Origin of the sequence: Streptomyces sp. NPDC050732, from assembly GCF_040654255.1 — a bacterium.
Classification (GTDB): Bacteria; Actinomycetota; Actinomycetes; order Streptomycetales; family Streptomycetaceae; genus Streptomyces.
This window is the reverse complement of the sequence record NZ_JBFAHP010000002.1, coordinates 122425-142855: the sequence shown is the minus strand read 5'-3', so window position 1 is coordinate 142855 and position 20431 is coordinate 122425. Positions and strand designations below refer to the sequence as shown.

The window sequence follows — 20431 nt, the reverse complement described above, 5'->3', positions numbered from 1 at the left end:
GGCCCCTCCCCTCGGTCGAAGCGCCGAGATTCTATGCAAGGGAACGCAGGTCCTGTTGTGGGCGGTCCAGGATGCCGGACTGGCCGATGAGATACCCGAGTTGGGCGCGGCTGTTGCTGCCGAGGGTGGCGGCGAGTTTGGCGATGTGGACGCGGGCGGTGCGGATGTTCATGCCGAGGCGGGTGGCGATCTCGGCGTCGGTGAGGCCTTCGACGAGGAGGCCGGCGATGGCGTGCTGGCGGGTGGTGATGCCGTTCTCGGCGGGCTGAGGCGCGGTTTGGGGGTACATGGGGGTGGCCATGCGCCACAGTCGCCAGAAGGTGGCGGTGAAGTAGTCGACGAGGGCGGGATGGCGGACTTCCAGGGCCTGGGTGCGGTCTTTGCTGGCGGGTATGAAGGCCACGGTCCGGTCGAAGACGAAGAGGCGCTCGGTGACTTCGTCGAGGGTGCGAACCTCTGTGTCACCTTTGAGTTGCTCGTAGTAGGCGAGAACCGGGAGGGAATGGCGAGTCGTGTGCTGGTAGAGGGTCCGCATGCGACCACCACGGGAGAGAAGGCCCTGCGCGTTCGCGAGCGACTGGGCAAGTGCCTCGGGAAGCCGGGCTCCTCCTGGCTGGACGGCGAGTGCCTCCCGACTGGATGCGGCCAGTGCTTTGGTGATGGCTTCGTTGATTTCGGGAAGCCCGTTCAGCGTCGTGACGGAGGACGGAGCCGGAGCGGGAAGCCGGCCGGGAGTGATCTCCGCCAGTAGTTGGAATCGTGCGGCCAGTCGGCCCTCGCGGCGGAGTTCGGCCGCGATCCTGCCATGGATGGTCTCGCGTATCCGGGGCAGGGCCACAGCCGGAGAAGTGGGGCGAAGCCAGTGTGGGGCCTCAACCTCTGGATACAGCAGCTCTGAGTCGAGCAGGCAGGGTGCCTGTCCGGCGTCCTCGCGCGGGACGCGGCCCTCCCGGAGAGCGCGCGCGTACAGTGCCGAACCCGCCTCGCACAGCTCGTCTAGCCCGTGGGAGGCGTGAGGTTCGGCGGTCACTTCGGGCGGGCCTGGTCGAGGATGCCGGACTGGGCTATCAGGTAGCCGAGTTGGGCGCGGCTGCCGCTGCCGAGGGCGGCGGCGATCTTGGCTATGTGGGCGCGGCAGGTGCGGACGTTCATGCCGAGGCGGCGGGCGATGGCCTCGTCGACGTGGCCTTCTACGAGGAGTTTGGCTATGGAGCGCTGGACGCCTGTGATGCCACCGACGGACGGCGGGTAGGGCACTTCTTCGAGTAGTGGAATCGCACGACTCCACTGCTGCTCAAAGACCTTCGCCAGGTAGGCGACCAGGCCGGGGTGCCGGAGTTCGAGGGCGACTTGCTGGTCATCCCGCGCCGGGATGAGTGCGATGGTGCGATCGAAGATCATCAGGCGGTCGATCACCTCCTCCAGCGTCCGTATCTCTACGTTCCCCTGAGTCATGTGGGCCGCGTAGGCAAGCGTCCCCTGGCTGTGCCTGACGGTGTGTTGATAGAGAGTGCGCATCGTGATGCCGCGGTCCAGGATGGTCTGCCCGCGTTGCAACGCCACGGTGAGGGTGTTCTCACTGCGCCCGCCCCCCGGCTGGACGGTCAGAACTTCGGAATGGCACTCCGCAGTGGCACGCTCGATGGCCGAGTGGATGCGGGCGTCCCCTTCCAGCACGGTGATTGCGTGTGTCGTCGGTTCCGTCCGCGCCGTGATGGCCATGAATGGCTCGAAGACGTCAGTCAGCTCGACAGCCATGCGGCGTCGCTCTTGTATCTCACGTTCCAGCGGGTGGAGGCGTTGCGCGAGGACGGCGGACGGGGGAACGGGGCGCAACCAGGACACGTCATCCGGGTCGGGGTGCAGGAGGCCGAACTCCACCAGGCAAGGTGCGTTCTCGGCCTCTGTGCGCAGGAGACGGCCATTGCTCAACGCGTGGGCATAGAGCTTGGCTCCCTCACCGCAAAGTGGAGCCGAAGGGTGAGGATGTGTCGGTTTCGCGCCTGTTGTAATCAAATCTCCACCCCCCAGGGTCCTGAACGTGCAGGAACATGATGCATCGACCCTGTGGCTTTGACGTGCTCAATTGAGACATCGTCTCTAGAGCCGGGGGAGAGGAATCTACCAAGTGAGGACGAAGCCGATCATGTTTAAGCGCATGCTTCGCTCGGCGCTTGTCGCCACCTTCTCCGCAGGGCTGGTCTTGGGCTCGGTGACCGCCCTTGATCTCGGCTGGCAGTCCACGCCCACGAGTACGACTACGAACGCCGTTTCCGCGCCGCTGCCGGACCTCGGCTGGACGATCGGCCCGAAGGGGGCCGAGGCATGAGCACCCCTCCCGACGACCGCACCTTCCGCCGAGAAATGGCCACCGCCTACCGGTCCGGGTGGCACTTCATCGATCTGGTGACCGCGATCCCCCACCGCGGTGACTCGTTGATGGTGACCCTGCTCGGTGAGCCGATCGTCGTCACTCGTGACGACGAGGAGGAGATCCGGGCCTACCGGTGCCTGCGGCGGCCCCGTGGGGCGCCGCAGCCCGTGCGGTGTGCCATCCGGTACGGGATGGTGTTCGTCAATCTCGACCGGCGCGACCACCAGATGGTCGGGCAGCAGGAACAGCAGGGCCCGGACGCCATGGGCGTCTCGGACAACATCACAGCCACCCCCCGCAGTGCCTGACGCGATTCCCCCGTCGTTGTAAATCGCGCAGGCGCTTCCCCCAGCAGCGGCGCCACCGTGGACCTGAACACGGTGGCGCCGCTGTGGTGTGTGCGGGGGCAAGGGGGGAGTGTCAGGCCTTGCCGAGTGCTCGGGTCACCGTGATCTCGATCAGGACGCGGTCCGGGTTCGGGGACGGGCGGCGTTCGTAGCGTTCCTCGTAGCGGTCTTCCGCTTCGGCTATCGCCGCCGGTTCCGTCCGGATCGCCGCGTGGCCCTCCAGTGTCGCCCAGCGCCGGCCCGCGAACTGGCAGACCGCCACCCGTGCCCCGGGTCCGTCCACGCCCGTCGCCGCCAGGATGTGCGCGACCTTCCGGCTCGTCTTGCGGGCGAGGACCCGGGCGATCCCCGCCTCCGGGTCGTACGTCACGCCGACCGGCACGACGTGCGGGGTGCCGTCGGGGCGCAGCGTCGTCAAGGTGCAGAGGTGCCGTTCGCGCCAGAAGCTGAGGTAGGGCTCGGGCGGGTCGGTCGGGTCGATGCGTGGGTTCGGGGCCATGACCAGCGAACATAGCCGCCCGTGACGAGGGAACCCAGCCGCCCGGGCTTCTCGGCCCTCCTTGAGTGCCCTCCTTGAGCGCCTCCCTTGAGTGGAATAGACTCAACTTTGTGTAGGTTGAGTAAGTCAGTATGGGAGGGGGACCCGTCTCGTACAGGCCCCCGTCGTAGGACCCCGTAAGGAGGAGAGGCGCACGTGGACGCCGAGCTGACCAACAGGAGCCGGGACGCGATCAACGCGGCCAGCAGCCGCGCGGTCAAGGACGGTCACCCCGACCTGACGCCCGCGCACCTGCTGCTGGCGCTGCTGGAGGGCGAGGACAACGAGAACATCGTCGACCTGCTCGCCGCGGTCGACGCCGACCAGGCCGCCGTGCGGGCGGACACCGAGCGCGTCCTCGCAGGGCTGCCCAGTGTGACCGGGTCCACCGTCGCGCCGCCCCAGCCCGACCGTGAGCTGCTGGCCGTCGTCTCGGACGCCGGGCAGCGCGCGAAGGAGCTCGGGGACGACTACCTGTCCACCGAGCACCTGCTCATCGGCATCGCGGCCAAGGGCGGCAAGGCCGGGGACGTACTCACTCAGCACGGGGCCGGCAGCAAGAAGCTGCTGGACGCTTTCGAGAAGACAAGGGGAGGGCGCCGGGTGACCACACCCGACCCCGAGGGTCAGTACAAGGCACTGGAGAAGTTCGGCACCGACTTCACCGCGGCGGCCCGCGAAGGGCGGCTCGACCCCGTCATCGGGCGGGATCAGGAGATCCGGCGGGTGGTCCAGGTGCTGTCGCGGCGGACCAAGAACAATCCCGTTCTCATTGGTGAGCCGGGTGTGGGCAAGACCGCCGTCGTGGAAGGGCTCGCACAGCGCATCGTGAAGGGGGACGTCCCCGAGTCGCTGAAGAACAAGCGGCTCGTCTCCCTCGACCTGGGCGCGATGGTCGCCGGCGCGAAGTACCGCGGCGAGTTCGAGGAGCGGCTCAAGACCGTCCTCTCCGAGATCAAGGAGAGCGACGGGCAGATCATCACCTTCATCGATGAGTTGCACACGGTCGTGGGCGCGGGTGCCGGTGGGGATTCCGCCATGGACGCCGGGAACATGCTCAAGCCCATGCTCGCCCGGGGTGAGCTGCGCATGGTGGGTGCGACCACCCTGGACGAGTACCGCGAGCGGATCGAGAAGGATCCCGCCCTGGAGCGCCGCTTCCAGCAGGTCCTCGTCGCCGAGCCCAGCGTCGAGGACTCGATTGCGATCCTGCGCGGGCTCAAGGGGCGGTACGAAGCACATCACAAGGTTCAGATCGCCGACAGCGCGCTCGTCGCCGCCGCCACGCTCTCCGACCGGTACATCACCTCCCGCTTCCTGCCCGACAAGGCCATCGACCTCGTCGACGAGGCCGCGTCCCGGCTCCGGATGGAGATCGACTCCTCACCCGTCGAGATCGACGAGCTCCAGCGCGCCGTCGACCGGCTGAAGATGGAGGAGCTGGCGCTCAGCAAGGAGACCGACCCCGCGAGCAAGCAGCGCCTGGAGAAGCTGCGGCGCGACCTCGCCGACAAGGAGGAGGAGCTGCGCGGCCTCACCGCCCGCTGGGAGAAGGAGAAGCAGTCCCTCAACCGCGTCGGTGAGCTGAAGGAGAAGCTCGACGAACTGCGCGGACAGGCCGAGCGCGCCCAGCGCGACGGCGACTTCGACACCGCGAGCAAGCTGCTCTACGGAGAGATCCCCGCCCTGGAGCGCGACCTCGAAGCGGCCTCCGAGGCCGAGGAGGAGGCCGCCGCCCGGTCCAAGGACACCATGGTGAAGGAGGAGGTCGGTCCCGACGACATCGCCGATGTGGTCGGCGCCTGGACCGGTATCCCCGCCGGGCGGCTCCTGGAGGGCGAGACGCAGAAGCTGCTGCGCATGGAGGACGAGCTCGGAAAGCGGCTCATCGGCCAGACCGAGGCCGTGCGGGCCGTGTCGGACGCGGTGCGGCGCACGCGCGCCGGGATCGCCGACCCCGACCGGCCCACCGGGTCTTTCCTCTTCCTCGGCCCGACCGGTGTCGGCAAGACCGAGCTCGCCAAGGCCCTCGCGGACTTCCTCTTCGACGACGAGCGGGCCATGGTCCGCATCGACATGAGCGAGTACGGCGAGAAGCACAGCGTCGCCCGGCTGGTGGGCGCTCCTCCCGGGTACGTCGGGTACGAGGAGGGCGGCCAGCTCACCGAGGCGGTGCGCCGCCGTCCGTACAGCGTCGTCCTCCTCGACGAGGTCGAGAAGGCGCACCCCGAGGTCTTCGACGTCCTGCTCCAAGTGCTCGACGACGGGCGGCTCACCGACGGTCAGGGGCGGACGGTCGACTTCCGCAACACGATCCTGGTCCTCACGTCCAACCTGGGCAGCCAGTACCTGGTCGAGCCGCTCACCTCCGAGGAGGAGAAGAAGCAGCAGGTCCTGGAGGTCGTGCGGGCCTCGTTCAAGCCCGAGTTCCTCAACCGGCTCGACGACATCGTCGTCTTCTCGGCGCTCGGCAAGGACGAGCTGGCGCACATCGCCGGGCTGCAGATCGACCGCCTCGCCAAGCGGCTCGCGGACCGTCAGCTCACGCTGGACGTCACGCCCGAGGCGCTGGCCTGGCTGGCGCAGGAGGGCAACGATCCGGCGTACGGGGCGCGGCCCCTGCGGCGCCTCATCCAGACCTCCATCGGCGACCGCCTCGCCAAGGAGATCCTGGCCGGGGAGGTCAAGGACGGTGACATCGTCCGCGTCGACCGCTTCGAGAACGGCCTCATCGTGGGCCCGGTGCAGGGATCCCCTACGGGCAAGTCTCTGTAGCGGCATCCCGTCTGCCCGGTTCGCCCGGTCCCCGTCCGCGGGCAGTGGCGCGACCGGCCACGGCTTGTCCGCAGTCGGCGAACGGTGGAAACCCGGCAGGCGAGGAGCCGGGCTTGCCCCAGGGGGCCCATCCTGAGAGAGGATGGGCCCATCCATACGAAGGGACAAAGCACGTGAGCATCGACCCGTCCTCGATTCCGAATTTCGGGGGACAGCCCGAACCGCAGCAGGGCTCAGGACCGGCGGGCCCCGTCGTCCCCGACCAGGACCTGGTCAAGCAGCTCCTGGACCAGATGGAGCTCAAGCACGTCGTCGACGACGAGGGTGACCTCGCGGCGCCGTGGGAGGAGTTCCGTACGTACTTCATGTTCCGTGGCGAGGACGACCAGCAGGTCTTCTCGGTGCGGACGTTCTACGACCGGCCGCACCAGATCGAGCAGAAGCAGCAGCTTCTGGAGTCGATCGACGACTGGAACCGCCGCACGCTGTGGCCGAAGGTCTACAGCCACACGCACGACGACGGCACGGTCCGCCTCATCGGCGAGGCCCAGATGCTGATCGGCACGGGTGTCTCGCTGGAGCACTTCGTGTCGTCGACGGTCAGCTGGGTGCGGGCCGCGATCGAGTTCGACCGCTGGCTCGTGGAGCAGCTGGGCCTGGAGGCCGAGGTCGACGCGGCCGAGGGCGAGAGCGGCGAGAAGCCGGGTGACGACGAGGCCTGAGGGCCCGAGAGCACGTGACAGAGCCCGGCGGGGTGGATCTCACCCCGCCGGGCTCTCTCATGCCGTGAAGGACGGAAGGACGGCAGGACGTCAGGACGCCAGTGACTTGAGGCGCGTCACCGCCTCCTCCAGGACGGCCGTCCGCTTGCAGAAGGCGAAGCGGACGAAGGGCGCGCCCGCGTCGCGGTGGTCGTAGAAGACCGCGTTCGGGATGGCGACGACGCCCGCCCGCTCCGGGAGCGAGCGGCAGAAGGCGAAGCCGTCGGTGGTGCCGAGCGGGGTGATGTCGGTCGTGATGAAGTACGTGCCGGCCGGGCGGTAGACGTCGAAGCCCGCCGCCGTGAGGCCTTCGCCGAGGAGGTCCCGCTTGGCCAGCATGTCGGCGCGGAAGTCGTCGAAGTAGGACGGCGGGAGGGCGAGCGCCTCGGCGATGGCGTACTGGAAGGGGCCGGAGGAGACGTACGTGAGGAACTGCTTCGCCGAGCGGACCGCCGCGACCAGCTCCGGCGACGCGGTGATCCAGCCGACCTTCCAGCCCGTGAAGGAGAACGTCTTGCCCGCAGAGCCGATGCTGACCGTGCGCTCGCGCATGCCGGGGAACGTGGCGAGCGGGATGTGTTCGGCGTCGTCGAAGACCAGGTGTTCGTAGACCTCGTCGGTGACGACCAGGAGGTCGCGCTCGACCGCGAGCTCGGCGATCGCGGTGAGCTCGGCGCGGGTGAGGACGGTGCCGGTCGGGTTGTGCGGGGTGTTGAGGAGGATCAGCCGGGTGCGGTCGGTGACCGCGTCGCGCAGCTCGTCCAGGTCGAGGACGAAGCGGCCCTCGCGGGGGCGCAGGGTGACGGGGACGCGGACACCGCCCGCGAGGGCGATCGAGGCGGCGTACGAGTCGTAGTAGGGCTCAAGCGCGATGACCTCGTCGCCCGGCTCGACGAGGGCGAGCAGTGACGCGGCGATCGCCTCGGTCGCGCCCGCCGTCACCAGGACCTCGCGGTCGGGGTCGTACGAGAGGGCGTACCGGGCGAGCTGGTGCCCGGCGATCGCCGTGCGGAGCTCGGGGACGCCGGGGCCCGGCGGGTACTGGTTGCCGCGGCCGTCGCGCAGCGCCCGCACCGCGGCCTCCCGCACGGCCTCGGGGCCGTCCGTGTCGGGGAAGCCCTGGCCCAGGTTGATCGCGCCCGTCCGCGCCGCGAGGGCGGACATCTCTGCGAAGATCGTCGTGCCGAACTCGGCGAGGCGGCGGTTGAGCAGCGGGCGCTCGCGCCCGGAGGGGCCGGAGGAGGACGTCATGGCCGCCATCCTGCGCCGAACCTCTGGAGTTCCTCAACTCTGCTTTGCGTCGGCTTGGACAAGGGCATCCCCCTGTCACACGGGAAGCCGGCCCACGGGGGACCTGCTTCGGGGGAGCGGAAGGAGTGTGAGGGCCATGTTCGTGGCTTTCGTCTTCGTTGCGGTGCTGATCTTCGCTTTGGTCGCGACGATCAACTACGGGGGGAACGGCCGGCGCCGCACCCGGTCGCGGTGGTCCTCGGGCACGGCGTCGAGCTCGGCGGGCGGCAGCTGGTGGGCCGGCGGCGGCGGTGACGGCGGGCACGACGGCGGTGGGCACTCGTGCGGCGGCGGATCGTCGTGCGGCGGCGGCAGCTCCTCCTGCGGCGGCGGGGGCGGATGCGGCGGAGGCAGCTGACACGGGGCAGCTGGTCCACCGCATCCCACGAAGCGCCCGGCGGGGCCGGCAATTCCCGCCGGGCGCTTCGGTGTTGCCACGTCAGGGCCGTGTTGTGTGATGGCTGTACTGAACAGTTGAACTGCGTAGCCCTCATGGGGATGGAAACGACACGTACTTGGGTAAAAACGCAGTGGCAGCGTCGCCGACCATGATTCCCTCTGAAACGTCAGCACCGCCCTCGGACGTCTGGACCAGGTTTCGCAGACCGCGAACTGGATACCCGAAAGACGTTCTTGTGGGCACGAGCCGGCATTCCGACCTCCCGGAGTCCGATCCGGGTGCGCCGGCCCCACCTCCATTGAGTGTTAGCGGAGCCGACCCATGCTCACGACCCTGAAGACCGTCTATACCGACACGCGCGCCGAGGACCTGGCCTGGGCCCTGGGGCGCGAGCCGTTGCCCGCGCTTGCCACCCTCGAATTGCAACTGGGCGACGCGAAAATGCAGTTGAGACTGCTCGGGGCCTCGCACCAGGTACTCCTGGAGGACGAACAGGGCGGATGTTCGGAGACCGTGGCCTGCATCCCCGGCAGCAGTACGCCCCTTCCGCTCGGCGTATCGAAACGCGTGGGTGAATGGGAGTACGAATTCGCGGCCCGCGTGGAAACGCTGTCGCGCGGTCAGTTCGCGGGCCGCGCACAGGAGTTGCTCGCACTTGTGGCCGAACACCCGCACGGATTGGCAGGGGTGTTCCCCGGCAGTCCGCACGCATTCACCGCGCTGCTCGCACAGCGGCACGAAGGCGCACTGATGTGGCGTACGTGGCACGCGTATCCCCAGGAGGGCCAGCTCGTGGCGACCCGGACGAGGGTGGGCGCGCGCATGCCGCTGCCCGCGTCGCTCTGACCGGGCGGACAACGGATCCGGCCGGGCCGGCAGGGGGATTTGCACCCATGTGGGGGACTCGGCGTGGGCCGGTGGTGACGTAGCGTTCCAGGCGTGCTCCAGTCGTCGGTGCGGTTGCCGGTCTCGCCCCGTACAGGACGGTTCCTCGTCCTCGTGGGCGTCTTCGTCTGCGCCGCCTGCGGCCTCGTGTACGAACTGGAACTCGTCGCGCTCGCCGCGTACTTGATCGGTGACTCCGTCACCCAGGCCTCCGTCGTGCTCTCCGTGATGGTCTTCGCCATGGGCATCGGGTCGCTGCTCGCCAAGCGGCTGCGGCGCCGCGCCGCCGCCTGGTTCGGCCTTGTCGAGGCGGCACTCGCACTGGTCGGCGGGTGCAGCGCCATGGCGTTGTACGCGGCGTTCGCGTGGTCCGGCGACAAGGGCGAGGTGTGGGCGAGCGGCTCGCGCGCTTTGCTGGTCGCGTTCTCCCTCGCCATCGGCATCCTCATCGGCGCCGAGGTGCCGCTCCTGATGGTGCTCATCCAGCGCATCCGGCGCCAGGACGCGGGCGGCGCCGTCGCCGACCTGTTCGCCGCCGACTACGTGGGCGCACTGGTCGGCGGGCTCGCCTTCCCCTTTCTGCTCCTGCCGATGTTCGGGCAGCTGACGGGCGCCCTGTTCACCGGCGCGGTCAACGCCGTCGCGGGCGGCGCGCTCGTCCTCGGCCTGTTCCGGCAGGACCTCAGCGCGCGCGGCCGCTGGGTGCTCCTCACCGCCAACGTGGTGGTGCTCTCCCTGCTCGCCACCGCCGCCGTGCTCGTCGACGACTTCGAACGGGCCGCCCGGCGCGCGGTGTACGGCGGGGACATCCGCGTCGCCGTGCAGACCGACGTGCAGGAGGTCGTCCTCACCGGCGGCCGGCGGAGCTCCCTCGACCTCTTCCTCGACGGCCGCCTCCGCATCAGCGGACGCGACGAGAAGCGCTACCACCGGGGCCTCGTCGCACCCGCGATGCGCGGGCCGCACGCGCGCGTCCTCGTCCTCGGCGGCGGCGACGGCCTCGCCGCGCGCGAGATCCTGCGCCACCCGGACGTGCGCCGCGTCGACATCGTCGAGCTGGACGCGGGCGTCGTCGACCTCGCGCGGCACGACCCCGCCCTGAGCGAGCTCAACGGCCGGGCGTACCGCGACCCCCGGGTGCGGGTGGTGCACACCGACGCGTTCCGCTGGCTGCGCCAGACCCGCGCGAGGTACGACGTGGCCATCTCCGACCTGCCGGACCCGGGCATCACGGCCAGCACGAAGCTGTACAGCCAGGAGTTCTACGGCCTCGCCACCCGGGCCCTCGCCGACGGCGGCAGGATCGCCGTGCACGCGGGCCCGCTGACGGCCAGGCCGCGCGTCTTCTGGACGGTGGAGGCCTCACTACGCGCGGCCGGCCTGCGGACCGTGGCGTACCGGGTCGGCGGGCGGCTCTCGGGGTTCGCCGCCGGGCCCGACCGCACGGCGCAGGGGGCCGGGGCGCCCCGCGACTGGGGCTTCGTGCTCGCCTCGCGGACCCGGCCCGTGCTGCTCCGCGCGGCACGGTCGGAGGTGGTGCGGGCCGGGGCGCGGGCGGCCGAGCCGACCCGGCACCGCGGACTGCCGCCCTCCACGCTGGTGCATCCGCGTTACGCGAACTGACGTACACGGTGCGACGAACTGTCGTACAAGTGGTGGCCGCGTGGGTAGGCTCCCCTGCCATGGAGCATGAGGTGTTCGTTCCGGTATCGGCAGAGCGGCTCCGGCAGGTCCTGGCCGACCCCGAGCGGGTCGCCGGGGCGGTTCCCGGGCTTCAGCGCGACGCGGAGGAGACGGCGGGGCCGCTCTCCGGCCGCCTCAAGGTGCGCGTCGGGGGACACACCATCACCTACCGCGGCTCGGCGCGGACGGCTGCCCGCGCCGACGGGACGTACACCGTCGAGGGGGAGGGCGCGGAGGTCCGCGGCTCCGGTTCCGTGAAGCTTACGCTGACCGTGCGGGTCGTGTCGGCCGTCGAGGGGGCGACCCTCGTGTTCGGCGGCAGCGCGGCCGCCGACGGCCGGATCGCGGAGGGTTCTCCACAGGCTGTGGAATCCGCTGTGCGACGGCTCCTGGACCGGTTCGCGGAGGGTCTCGGCGCGGCGGCGCCCCCCGACACGGTGCCGAGCGACGACCTCGACGACATCGACGACGTCGACGATGTGGTGGACGACGATGACGATGACGACGACGGCATCAACCTCGACGACACCAACGTCCTCGACGAGGTGGACGGCATCGAGGACCTCGAAGACCTCGAAGACCTCGACAACATGGACGACATCGGGGACATCGACGTGCCGCCCGCCGAGGCCGCGCACGCGCGCCGCACCATGATCGGCCGCAGCGCCGAGGAGGTCGACCACGCCCCGCCCCGCGGCCGGTACGCGCCCGCGCCCGCCGCCGAGTCCCTCACCGCCAACGCCACGCTCCGCTGGGCCGCGCCCGCCGCCGCGCTCGCCCTGGCGTCGGCCATCGTCGTCGGCCGGGCCCTGCGCCGCCGCCGCTGAGAGCCTGTGTCATATCCCCGGCCGGGTGGGCGCCGCCTGGCACGCACTCCCCCAAGGCCTGAAGGGCCAGGGGGGACCCCCATGCCGCGTTGCCGAAGCGCCTAGTAGCTCCTCCCCCAGGCCTGAACGGCCCGGGGGGACCCCCATCGAGGACGCTTCGGCGCCTTGCGATCGCACGCACCAGACGACGCCCACTGATCCGGCCAGGGATATGACACAGGCTCTGACCGCGCACGCCGTAGGGTCGGCCCTGTGAGTACCGAAGACGTGACCCTCACCGCGGGCGACGCGGAAGTGACGGTGCAGCCGGGCAACGGCTGCCGCATCGGAAGTCTGCGCGTCGGCGGCGTCGAGCTGCTGCGCCAGGGGAAGAAGTACGGGTGCTTCCCGATGGTGCCGTGGTGCGGCCGGATCAGGGACGGACGGTTCCGCGACGGCGCGGTGGTCCACCAGATGCCGCTGAACTCCCCGCCGCACGCCATCCACGGCTTCGCCCGGGACGCCGAATGGCGTACGGCGCGGTCGTCGAAGACCGAGGCCGTCTTCACGTACGACCTGACCGAACCCTGGCCCCACCCGGGCCGCGTCACCCAGATCGTGGAACTCGGCGAGGACGCGTTGACGCTGCGCCTGGGCATCGAGACGTACGGCGACTCGTTCCCCGCGCAGGCCGGCTGGCACCCGTGGTTCAACCGGGTCCTCGACGGCGGCGGCGAGCCCGTCCGCATCGACTTCGACCCCGCCTGGCAGGAGGAGCGCGGCGACGACCACCTGCCCACCGGCCACCGCGTCGACCCGAAGCCCGGCCCCTGGGACGACTGCTTCGGCATGCCGGACGGCGTCGACGTGACGCTGACCTGGCCGGAGCGGCTCGAAGTGAACATCAAGAGCCGCGAGCAGTGGGTCGTCGTCTACGACGAGCAGGAGGCCGCCGTCTGCGTCGAACCGCAGACCGGGCCGCCGAACGGGCTCAACACCGACCCGCGCCTGGTCACCCCCATCGAACCCCTGGAGACGGCGACGACCTGGACCTGGCGTCGGCTTTAAGCTCTTACGCATGAGTGACGTACGCGGCGAGCTGCTGCAGCAGATCAAGGACAAGGCCGTCGTGCACGGCAAGGTGACGCTCTCCTCCGGCATGGAGGCCGACTACTACATCGACCTCCGCCGGATCACGCTCGACGGCGAGGCCGCCCCGCTGGTCGGCCAGGTCCTGCTCGACCTCACCGCCGACCTGGACTTCGACGCCGTGGGCGGTCTGACCATGGGCGCCGACCCGGTGGCCGGCGCGATGCTGCACGCGTCCGCCGCCCGCGGCAAGCGCCTCGACGCCTTCGTGGTCCGCAAGGCCGCCAAGGCGCACGGCATGCAGCGCCGCGTCGAGGGCCCCGACATCAAGGGCCGCCGCGTCCTGGTCGTCGAGGACACCTCCACGACCGGCGGCTCGCCGCTGACCGCCGTCGAGGCCGTCCGCGAGGCGGGCGCCGAGGTCGTCGGCGTCGCCACGATCGTGGACCGCGCCACCGGCGCCGGCGAGAAGATCACCGAGGGTGCGGGTGTGCCGTACCTCTTCGCGTACTCGAAGGACGACCTCGGCCTGGACTGACGGCCGGGTCCTTAGGGACCGTCGCGTCTGGAAAGATGGGGGCGACAATGTCGTCGCCCCCAGGTCAGGGTCCAAGCAGCACAGCACCCACCCGCACATCACAAGGAGCGGACACATGCCCATCGCAACTCCCGAGGTCTACGCCGAGATGCTCGACCGGGCGAAGGCAGGCAAGTTCGCCTACCCGGCGATCAACGTGACGTCCTCGCAGACGCTGCACGCGGCGCTGCGCGGCTTCGCCGAGGCCGAGAGCGACGGCATCATCCAGATCTCCACCGGTGGTGCGGAGTTCCTGGGCGGTCAGCACAGCAAGGACATGGTGACCGGCGCGGTCGCGCTCGCCGAGTTCGCGCACATCGTCGCCAAGAAGTACGACATCACGGTCGCGCTGCACACCGACCACTGCCCCAAGGACAAGCTGGACGGGTACGTCCGCCCGCTCCTCGACGTCTCCGCCGAGCGCGTCAAGGCCGGTCAGAACCCGCTGTTCCAGTCCCACATGTGGGACGGCTCCGCCGAGACCCTCGCCGACAACCTGGCCATCGGCCAGGAGCTGCTCGCGAAGGCCGCCGCCGCGAAGATCATCCTTGAGGTGGAGATCACCCCCACCGGTGGTGAGGAGGACGGCGTCAGCCACGAGATCAACGACGAGCTGTACACGACCGTCGACGACGCGCTCCGCACCGCCGAGGCCCTGGGCCTGGGCGAGAAGGGCCGCTACCTCCTCGCCGCCTCGTTCGGCAACGTGCACGGCGTCTACAAGCCGGGCAACGTCGTCCTGCGCCCCGAGCTCCTGAAGGACCTCCAGGAGGGCGTCGGCGCCAAGTACGGCAAGCAGTCCCCGTTCGACTTCGTCTTCCACGGCGGCTCCGGCTCGACCGCCGAGGAGATCGCGACCGCCCTGGAGAACGGCGTCGTGAAGATGAACCTCGACACCGACACGCAGTACGCCTTCACGCGCCCCGTCGCGGACCACATGTTCCGCAACTACGACGGCGTCCTGAAGGTCGACGGCGAGGTCGGCTCGAAGAAGACGTACGACCCGCGCACCTGGGGCAAGCTCGCCGAGGCCGGCATGGCGCAGCGCGTCACCGAGGCGTGTGCGAACCTGCGCTCCACGGGCACGAAGCTGAAGTAGTACCTCGTAGTACCTCTCGTTCCGCGTGTGAAGGCCCCGGGTCGGTGACCCGGGGCCTTCGCCGTACCGGCATGCCGCAGACTTGGTCCCATGGCCATTCACAAGGATCTGCTCGGGGGACCGCCCCCGACCCACCTGCCCGACGACCCGGAGCCGCGCGAGCTCCTCGCGAACGGCGCGGCACCCGCCGACGTCGCCGCGAAGTACCCCACGTCCTCGCTGGCGTGGGCCCAGCTCGCCGACGAGGCGTACGAGCGCGGCAGCGTCGTCGAGTCGTACGCGTACGCCCGTACGGGCTACCACCGCGGCCTGGACTCCCTGCGCCGCAGCGGCTGGAAGGGCCACGGCCCGGTCCCGTGGGAGCACGAGCCCAACCGCGGCTTCCTCCGCGCCCTGCACGCCCTCGCACGGGCCGCCCAGGCGATCGGCGAGCAGGAGGAGTACGAGCGCTGCGCGGGCTTCTTGCGGGACTCTTCGGAGACCGCGGCGAAGACGCTCGGCTGACGTGGGCGGGGTCCGGGGTGCTGTCACGGGGGCGCTGCCCCCGGACCCCCAGCTTCGAGGGCGTTGCCCCCGGACCCCCTTTTTCGGCCTGAACGGCCTCGTCCTCAAACGCCGGACGGGCTGATACTGCCGGGGGTGTTCTCAGGGGCGCGGGGAACTGCGCGACCAGCCACAGCGGACCCGCGGACGAACTCAGGCCAGCTTGCGCAGCAGCCCCGCGTCGAAGGGCGCTGCCTCGCCGAGGCGGCCAGTCATCGCCTTGTCCGCCCACTGAGCGTCAGCGATCAGCGCGCGGCCCACCGCGATCACGTCGAACTCGTCCCGCTCCATGCGGTCGAGGAGCAGGTCGATGCCGGTGGTCGCGGTCTCCTTCGTCCAGCCGGCGCCGAGGAACTCCTTGTCGAGGCCGACCGAGCCGACCGACAGCGCGGCCTTGCCGGTGAGCTTCTTGACCCAGCCCGCGAGGTTCAGGTCGTCGCCGTCGAACTCGGGGAGCCAGTAGCGGCGCGTGGAGGCGTGGAAGGCGTCGACGCCCGCGGCGGCCAAGGGGGCGAGCAGGGCGTCCAGTTCGGCCGGGTCCGCGGCGAGCTTCGCGTCGTAGGCGTCCGCCTTCCACTGCGAGAAGCGGAAGATCACGGGGAACGTCGGCGAGACCGCCGCGCGCACCGCCTCGACGATCTCGCGCGCGAAGCGGGTGCGGGACGCGAGGTCGCCGCCGTAGCCGTCGGTGCGGCGGTTGGTGGTGCCCCAGAGGAACTGGTCGATCAAGTAGCCGTGGGCGCCGTGCAGTTCGACGCCGTCGAAGCCGATCCGCTCGGCGGCGGCCGCGCTGTCGGCGAAGGCTCCGATGACCGCGTCGATGTCGGCGCCGGTCATCGCGTGGCCCTTGGCGGTGCCGTCGAGGGCGAGGCCGGAGGGGCCCGCCGGAGGTGCGGAGGGGATCGGGCCCTGGCCCTCGTCGCGGGTGGCGCCGACGTGCCACAGCTGCGGGACGATCTTGCCGCCCGCCGCGTGCACGGCCTCGGCGACGCGCTGCCAGCCCGCCAGGGCGGCCTCTCCGTGGAAGCGCGGGACGCGGTGGCTGCTGCCGGCCGACGGGTGGTCGACGTACGTGCCCTCGGTGACGATCAGGCCGACGCCGCCCGCGGCGCGGCGCGCGTAGTACTCCGCCACGTCCGCGCCCGGCACGCCGTCCGGCGAGAACTCGCGGGTCATGGGAGCCATGGCGATGCGGTTGCGCAGGCTGAGGCCGTTGATGTCGAAGGGGCGGCCGAGGAGCCGGGCGGCTCGTGCGGCGGTCGTGTCCGTGGGGGCCGTGGGGGCCGTGGGCTCCGTGCTCTTCGTGCTTTCCATGACAGCACTGTACGCACTTTGCACATGTCCGAAGCAAGGCGAGTACCGTGAACGTCATGAACTGGCCCGCGACCGAGCGCCTCAGCCTGACCCCCGCGCCCGGCGGCCTCGCCCTCGTTCAGGAGCTTCTGAACACCGCGTCCGCCGGCCACGCCGACTCCGTCGACCTGCTGGCCGACGGTGAGCTCGACCGTGCCCAGGAGTGGGCCGACCGGGCCGTGCGCGCCTGGGCGGGGGAGACAGGCCGGGGTGACGTGCGCCTGGTCCTGACGGCCGAGGACCTGGTGAAGCTGCGCTGTCTGCGGGACCAGCTGCGGCGCGCACTGGCCTGTGCCGACCGGGACGGGGGTGCGGTGCGCTTCACCTCCGCGCCGGTGGTGGTCGCGCTCTCGGGTGACGGCGCGCTGACGGTGGAGCCGGAGGGCGCGGGTGCCCGCTGGCTGGCCTCCGCCGTGCTCGCCGAGGCGCTGCTCGCCCAGGCGTCGGGGCTCTGGCGGCGGCTGAAGATCTGCCGCAACGAACTCTGTGCCGCCGCGTTCTACGACCGCTCCCGCAACAACAGCGGCGTCTGGCACTCGGTGCGCGGCTGCGGGAACGCCGCCCATCTGCGGGCCTGCCGGGAGCGCCGCCGGGCCACAGCCGGAAAGTAGCGTAGGGCTGTAGGGGCTGTCCTCCCTGGAGTGTGCCTTGCCGATTGCGGGAAAGTTGCGGAAGATGCCGGTGGGGACCGGGGCCCCCGTGCCGGTAACGGCAGGGGCGGACCGCTACCCGGAGTACGTATCGAGGAGACAGCGATGTCCCCAGAGACGCATGAGGCATCCCCCGAGGAGCGCACGGCGTCCACCGAGGTCCACGAGGCGGAGAGCCCGAACCTCGACTTCGCAGGCACCACCCCCTACGAGGACTACGTCCAGGCGGACGTCCTCACCCATCTGCAGCACCTGCGCTCGGACGACCCCGGCGAGATGGTCTTCCTGGTCACCACCCAGGTCATGGAGCTGTGGTTCACGGTGATCGTCCACGAGTGGGAGACCGCGGCGCACGCCCTGCGGCGCGACGACATCCCCACCGCGCAGAACGCGCTCAAGCGCAGCCTGCGCGAGCTGGAGGCCCTGAACGCCTCCTGGCGGCCCCTCGCCCAGCTCACGCCCGCCCAGTTCAACTCCTACCGCGGCGCGCTCGGCGAGGGCTCGGGCTTCCAGTCCGCGATGTACCGCCGTATGGAGTTCCTGCTCGGCGACAAGTCCGCGTCCATGCTCGTCCCGCACCGGGGCGCGCCCCGCGTCCACGCCGAGCTGGAGAAGGCGCTGCACGAGCCGAGCCTCTACGACGAGGTGCTCGGCCTCCTCGCCCGCCGCGGGTACGCGGTCCCGGCGGCCGTCCTGGAGCGCGACCTCTCCAAGAGGTACGAGCCGTCGCCCGAGGTCGAGGCCGTCTGGACCGAGCTCTACTCCGGCGACGAGCACGCCGACCTGGCCCGCCTCGGCGAGACGCTCACCGACGTCGCCGAGCTGGTCTGGCGCTGGCGCAACGACCACCTGGTCGCCACCCGCCGCGCCATGGGCGCCAAGACGGGCACGGGCGGCTCGGCGGGCGTGGCCTGGCTGGAGAAGCGCGCGACGAAGAACGTGTTCCCCGAGCTGTGGACTGCGAGGAGCCATGTCTGACCTGCGGAGCGATGACCTGCGGGCCGAGGCGGAAGCGCTGGACTCCCGCGACGAACTCGCCGCCAAGCGCAAGGAGTTCGCCCTCGACGACACGGTGTACCTGGACGGCAACTCGCTGGGCGCCCTGCCCGCGCACGTGCCGGCCCGGCTCGCCGAGGTCATGACCCACGAGTGGGGCAAGCTCCGCATCCGCTCCTGGGAGGAGAGCGGCTGGTGGACGGCCCCCGAGCGCATCGGCGACCGCATCGCCCCACTGGTCGGCGCCGCTCCGGGCCAGATCGTCGTCGGCGACTCGACCAGCGTCAACGTCTTCAAGGCGCTGGTCGCGGCCGTCCGTATGGCGAGAGAAGGTCGTGAGGGGCGTGAGGGGCGTGAGGGGCGGGACGAGATCGTCGTCGACGCCACCACCTTCCCCACCGACGGGTACATCGCCGAGTCGGCGGCCCGCCTCACCGGCTGCCGGCTCATACCCGTGGCGCCCGGCGACGTCCCCGGCGTGCTCGGCGAGCGCACCGCCGCCGTCCTGCTCAACCACGCCGACTACCGCACCGGACGCCTGCACGACCTGCCGGGGCTGACGGCGGCGGTCCACGCGGCGGGCGCCCTCGTCGTCTGGGACCTGTGCCACACGGCGGGCGCGCTGCCCGTCGGCCTGGACGCGCACGGCGTGGACCTCGCGGTGGGCTGCACCTACAAGTACCTGAACGGCGGCCCGGGTTCGCCCGCCTACCTCTACGTACGCGAAGCCCTGCAGCCCCGCTTCGACTCCCCGCTGCCCGGCTGGAACTCGCACGCCGAGCCCTTCGGGATGCGGCCCGCGTTCGAGGCGGCGGACGGGGCGCTGCGCGGCCGCGTCGGCACGCCCGACATCCTGTCGATGCTCGCCCTGGAGGCGGCGCTCGACGTCTGGGACGGCGTGTCCGTCGACGACGTGCGCGCCAAGTCCCTCGCCCTGACGGACTTCTTCCTGCGGTGCGTCGGGGCGTACGTGCCGCAGGGCGAGGTCGAGTCCCTCACCCCGGCCGCGCACGGCGAGCGCGGCAGCCAGGTCGCGCTGCGCTGCGAGGGCGCGGGTGACGTGATGCGGCGGCTCGTCGAGCGGGGCGTAGTCGGGGACTTCCGCGCCCCTGACGTGCTGCGGTTCGGATTCACACCGTTGTACGTGTCCTTCGCGGACGCCGAGCGGGCGGCTCGTGTCCTCGCGGAGACACTGGGCTGATAACGTCCGGCGGATCTTGCTCCCGCCGCTCCGTGTCCCGGAGGGGCGGGGGCGAGCCCGCCAGCCGTACCGCTGTTGAGAGGTTGCCGCATGCCGGACGACGCCGCCGTGGCCCGCGATGCCGCCGAGGCCGAAGCCGCCTTCTCGCATCCCGCCGTGGAGCCGGACGCCACCGTCGCGTACGGCGCCCACCCCGACCAGGTCGTCGACTTCTACGCGCCCAGGGGCGATGTGGGCCGTCCCGCGCCCCTCGTCGTCCTGCTGCACGGCGGCGCGTGGCGCGCGCCCTACGACCGGCTGCACGTCACGCCGTTCGCCGACTTCCTGGCCCGCCGGGGCTTCGCGGTGGCCAACGTCGAGTACCGCAGGGGCAGTCCGATCCCCGCCCAGGGCGGCACGCGCCCGGTGGCCGGACGCTGGCCGGAGACCTTCGACGACGTGGCCGCCGTCCTCGACGCGCTGCCCTCGCTCGTACGGGAGGCGCTGCCGTCGGCCGACCCGCGCCGCACCGTCGTGACCGGGCACTCGGCGGGCGGCCACCTCGCGCTGTGGGCCGCCGCCCGGCACGTCCTGCCCGCCGACGCGCCCTGGCGCACCGACCGCCCGGCGCCGCTGCGCGGCGTCGTCGCGCTCGCGCCGATCGCGGACTTCCGCGCCGCCGAGGAGCTCGCGGTCTGCGACGGCGCGTCGGCTCAACTCCTGGGCGGCGGCGGGAAGTTCGAGGAGCGGCTGCCGTACGCCGACCCGGCCGCGCTGCTCCCGACGGGCATCGCCACGACCGTGGTGCAGGGCCGCACCGACATCGTCGTGCCGCAGGCGGTGGCCGAGGCGTACGCCGACGCGGCCGCGAAGGCGGGCGAGGTCGTGGGGCTCACCCTGCTGGAGGACGTGGGCCACTTCCCGCTGATCGACCCGGCGGCGGACGCGTGCGCGGTGGTCGCGGAGGAGATCGCCCAGCTGGCGTTCTGACCCGCCTTCGGGCGTTCTGACGTGCTTTCGCCCGGCGCTGGGACCCACCCCTCAGACCCTCCCCAGGGATACCCGTAATACCTGAGAGCTACCCC

Annotated in this window: 21 protein-coding genes; 16 read left to right on the top strand and 5 right to left on the bottom strand. The window is 71.1% G+C overall.

Annotation, left to right across the window (positions count from 1 at the left end):
• Window positions 1-31: 31 nt before the first annotated feature.
• A complete protein-coding gene (locus tag AB0H82_RS02650) occupies window positions 32-1030 on the bottom strand; it encodes a helix-turn-helix transcriptional regulator (protein WP_362988002.1) in 999 nt (332 codons plus the stop codon).
• On the bottom strand, window positions 1027-2016 hold the full coding sequence (locus AB0H82_RS02645; RefSeq protein ID WP_362988000.1) for a helix-turn-helix transcriptional regulator: 990 nt from the start codon (window positions 2014-2016) through the stop codon (window positions 1027-1029). The genes AB0H82_RS02650 and AB0H82_RS02645 overlap by 4 nt, the downstream gene beginning before the upstream one ends.
• A 142-nt stretch (window positions 2017-2158) precedes the next feature.
• On the opposite strand from AB0H82_RS02645, the gene AB0H82_RS02640 reads away from it, so the two are divergent.
• Together AB0H82_RS02640 and AB0H82_RS02635 are read left to right on the top strand one after the other, a co-directional pair.
• The gene (locus AB0H82_RS02640) at window positions 2159-2329 is read left to right on the top strand and encodes a hypothetical protein (RefSeq protein ID WP_362987998.1); all 171 of its coding nucleotides are present in this window, start codon (window positions 2159-2161) and stop codon (window positions 2327-2329) included.
• Window positions 2326-2682 (top strand): hypothetical protein, encoded by a 357-nt coding sequence (locus AB0H82_RS02635; RefSeq protein WP_362987996.1) that lies wholly within the window; start codon window positions 2326-2328, stop codon window positions 2680-2682. The genes AB0H82_RS02640 and AB0H82_RS02635 overlap by 4 nt, the downstream gene beginning before the upstream one ends.
• Before the next feature lie 112 nt (window positions 2683-2794).
• On the opposite strand, the gene AB0H82_RS02630 is transcribed toward AB0H82_RS02635, so the two are convergent.
• Window positions 2795-3220: a TIGR03618 family F420-dependent PPOX class oxidoreductase gene (locus AB0H82_RS02630; RefSeq protein WP_362987994.1), complete on the bottom strand. Its 426-nt coding sequence runs from the start codon at window positions 3218-3220 to the stop codon at window positions 2795-2797.
• 195 nt (window positions 3221-3415) lie between these two features.
• Between AB0H82_RS02630 and clpB the strand changes: the two genes are divergently transcribed.
• Window positions 3416-6034, top strand: a complete 2619-nt coding sequence (gene clpB / locus AB0H82_RS02625) for an ATP-dependent chaperone ClpB (RefSeq protein WP_362987992.1) — start codon at window positions 3416-3418, stop codon at window positions 6032-6034.
• A 173-nt stretch (window positions 6035-6207) separates the two neighbouring features.
• A complete protein-coding gene (locus AB0H82_RS02620) occupies window positions 6208-6756 on the top strand; it encodes a YbjN domain-containing protein (protein WP_362987990.1) in 549 nt (182 codons plus the stop codon).
• Between the two features lie 90 nt (window positions 6757-6846).
• On the opposite strand, the gene AB0H82_RS02615 is transcribed toward AB0H82_RS02620, so the two are convergent.
• The gene (locus AB0H82_RS02615; protein ID WP_362987988.1) at window positions 6847-8055 is read right to left on the bottom strand and encodes a pyridoxal phosphate-dependent aminotransferase; all 1209 of its coding nucleotides are present in this window, start codon (window positions 8053-8055) and stop codon (window positions 6847-6849) included.
• Between the two features lie 127 nt (window positions 8056-8182).
• Between AB0H82_RS02615 and AB0H82_RS02610 the strand changes: the two genes are divergently transcribed.
• The 8 genes from AB0H82_RS02610 to AB0H82_RS02575 all read left to right on the top strand — a co-directional run bounded on the left by AB0H82_RS02610 (window position 8183) and on the right by AB0H82_RS02575 (window position 15128).
• Window positions 8183-8443: a hypothetical protein gene (locus AB0H82_RS02610; RefSeq protein WP_362987986.1), complete on the top strand. Its 261-nt coding sequence runs from the start codon at window positions 8183-8185 to the stop codon at window positions 8441-8443.
• Window positions 8444-8806: 363 nt separating this feature from the next.
• Window positions 8807-9331 carry a DUF2617 family protein gene (locus tag AB0H82_RS02605; RefSeq protein WP_362987984.1) on the top strand — a complete coding sequence of 175 codons (525 nt, stop codon included), beginning with the start codon at window positions 8807-8809 and terminating at the stop codon, window positions 9329-9331.
• Window positions 9332-9424: 93 nt separating this feature from the next.
• Window positions 9425-10993: a polyamine aminopropyltransferase gene (locus AB0H82_RS02600; RefSeq protein WP_362987982.1), complete on the top strand. Its 1569-nt coding sequence runs from the start codon at window positions 9425-9427 to the stop codon at window positions 10991-10993.
• 59 nt (window positions 10994-11052) lie between these two features.
• Entirely contained in the window at window positions 11053-11880 is an 828-nt protein-coding gene (locus AB0H82_RS02595) for an SRPBCC domain-containing protein (RefSeq protein ID WP_362987980.1), read from the top strand.
• 252 nt (window positions 11881-12132) lie between these two features.
• The gene (locus AB0H82_RS02590) at window positions 12133-12927 is read left to right on the top strand and encodes an aldose 1-epimerase (RefSeq protein WP_362987979.1); all 795 of its coding nucleotides are present in this window, start codon (window positions 12133-12135) and stop codon (window positions 12925-12927) included.
• 10 nt (window positions 12928-12937) lie between these two features.
• On the top strand, window positions 12938-13486 hold the full coding sequence (pyrE, locus tag AB0H82_RS02585; RefSeq protein ID WP_362987977.1) for an orotate phosphoribosyltransferase: 549 nt from the start codon (window positions 12938-12940) through the stop codon (window positions 13484-13486).
• A gap of 115 nt (window positions 13487-13601) precedes the next feature.
• Window positions 13602-14624, top strand: a complete 1023-nt coding sequence (gene fbaA / locus AB0H82_RS02580) for a class II fructose-bisphosphate aldolase (protein WP_362987975.1) — start codon at window positions 13602-13604, stop codon at window positions 14622-14624.
• A gap of 90 nt (window positions 14625-14714) precedes the next feature.
• Window positions 14715-15128, top strand: a complete 414-nt coding sequence (locus AB0H82_RS02575; RefSeq protein WP_362987973.1) for a DUF3151 domain-containing protein — start codon at window positions 14715-14717, stop codon at window positions 15126-15128.
• A 192-nt stretch (window positions 15129-15320) separates the two neighbouring features.
• Here AB0H82_RS02575 and AB0H82_RS02570 read toward each other — a convergent pair whose 3' ends face one another.
• Window positions 15321-16481: an NADH:flavin oxidoreductase gene (locus AB0H82_RS02570; RefSeq protein ID WP_362987971.1), complete on the bottom strand. Its 1161-nt coding sequence runs from the start codon at window positions 16479-16481 to the stop codon at window positions 15321-15323.
• A 56-nt stretch (window positions 16482-16537) separates the two neighbouring features.
• On the opposite strand from AB0H82_RS02570, the gene AB0H82_RS02565 reads away from it, so the two are divergent.
• The 4 genes from AB0H82_RS02565 (at window position 16538) to AB0H82_RS02550 (ending at window position 20336) form a co-directional block, all read left to right on the top strand.
• Window positions 16538-17131 (top strand): CGNR zinc finger domain-containing protein, encoded by a 594-nt coding sequence (locus AB0H82_RS02565; RefSeq protein ID WP_362987969.1) that lies wholly within the window; start codon window positions 16538-16540, stop codon window positions 17129-17131.
• Window positions 17132-17275: 144 nt separating this feature from the next.
• Entirely contained in the window at window positions 17276-18148 is an 873-nt protein-coding gene (locus AB0H82_RS02560) for a tryptophan 2,3-dioxygenase family protein (protein ID WP_362987967.1), read from the top strand.
• The gene (gene kynU, locus AB0H82_RS02555) at window positions 18141-19367 is read left to right on the top strand and encodes a kynureninase (RefSeq protein ID WP_362987965.1); all 1227 of its coding nucleotides are present in this window, start codon (window positions 18141-18143) and stop codon (window positions 19365-19367) included. The genes AB0H82_RS02560 and kynU overlap by 8 nt, the downstream gene beginning before the upstream one ends.
• Window positions 19368-19457: 90 nt before the next feature.
• Window positions 19458-20336: an alpha/beta hydrolase gene (locus tag AB0H82_RS02550; RefSeq protein WP_362987963.1), complete on the top strand. Its 879-nt coding sequence runs from the start codon at window positions 19458-19460 to the stop codon at window positions 20334-20336.
• Window positions 20337-20431: the final 95 nt, after the last annotated feature.

Bases quoted from the DNA above. Each gene is read 5' to 3' on its own strand.
- fbaA (WP_362987975.1), top strand. From the start codon at position 13,602: ATGCCCATCGCAACTCCCGAGGTCTACGCCGAGATGCTCGACCGGGCG.
- pyrE (WP_362987977.1), top strand. From the start codon at position 12,938: ATGAGTGACGTACGCGGCGAGCTGCTGCAGCAGATCAAGGACAAGGCC.
- AB0H82_RS02595 (WP_362987980.1), top strand. From the start codon at position 11,053: ATGGAGCATGAGGTGTTCGTTCCGGTATCGGCAGAGCGGCTCCGGCAG.
- AB0H82_RS02610 (WP_362987986.1), top strand. From the start codon at position 8,183: ATGTTCGTGGCTTTCGTCTTCGTTGCGGTGCTGATCTTCGCTTTGGTC.
- AB0H82_RS02550 (WP_362987963.1), top strand. From the start codon at position 19,458: ATGCCGGACGACGCCGCCGTGGCCCGCGATGCCGCCGAGGCCGAAGCC.
- AB0H82_RS02565 (WP_362987969.1), top strand. From the start codon at position 16,538: ATGAACTGGCCCGCGACCGAGCGCCTCAGCCTGACCCCCGCGCCCGGC.
- AB0H82_RS02560 (WP_362987967.1), top strand. From the start codon at position 17,276: ATGTCCCCAGAGACGCATGAGGCATCCCCCGAGGAGCGCACGGCGTCC.
- AB0H82_RS02570 (WP_362987971.1), bottom strand. From the start codon at position 16,481: ATGGAAAGCACGAAGAGCACGGAGCCCACGGCCCCCACGGCCCCCACG.
- AB0H82_RS02640 (WP_362987998.1), top strand. From the start codon at position 2,159: ATGCTTCGCTCGGCGCTTGTCGCCACCTTCTCCGCAGGGCTGGTCTTG.
- AB0H82_RS02575 (WP_362987973.1), top strand. From the start codon at position 14,715: ATGGCCATTCACAAGGATCTGCTCGGGGGACCGCCCCCGACCCACCTG.
- AB0H82_RS02615 (WP_362987988.1), bottom strand. From the start codon at position 8,055: ATGGCGGCCATGACGTCCTCCTCCGGCCCCTCCGGGCGCGAGCGCCCG.
- AB0H82_RS02635 (WP_362987996.1), top strand. From the start codon at position 2,326: ATGAGCACCCCTCCCGACGACCGCACCTTCCGCCGAGAAATGGCCACC.
- AB0H82_RS02630 (WP_362987994.1), bottom strand. From the start codon at position 3,220: ATGGCCCCGAACCCACGCATCGACCCGACCGACCCGCCCGAGCCCTAC.
- AB0H82_RS02605 (WP_362987984.1), top strand. From the start codon at position 8,807: ATGCTCACGACCCTGAAGACCGTCTATACCGACACGCGCGCCGAGGAC.
- kynU (WP_362987965.1), top strand. From the start codon at position 18,141: ATGTCTGACCTGCGGAGCGATGACCTGCGGGCCGAGGCGGAAGCGCTG.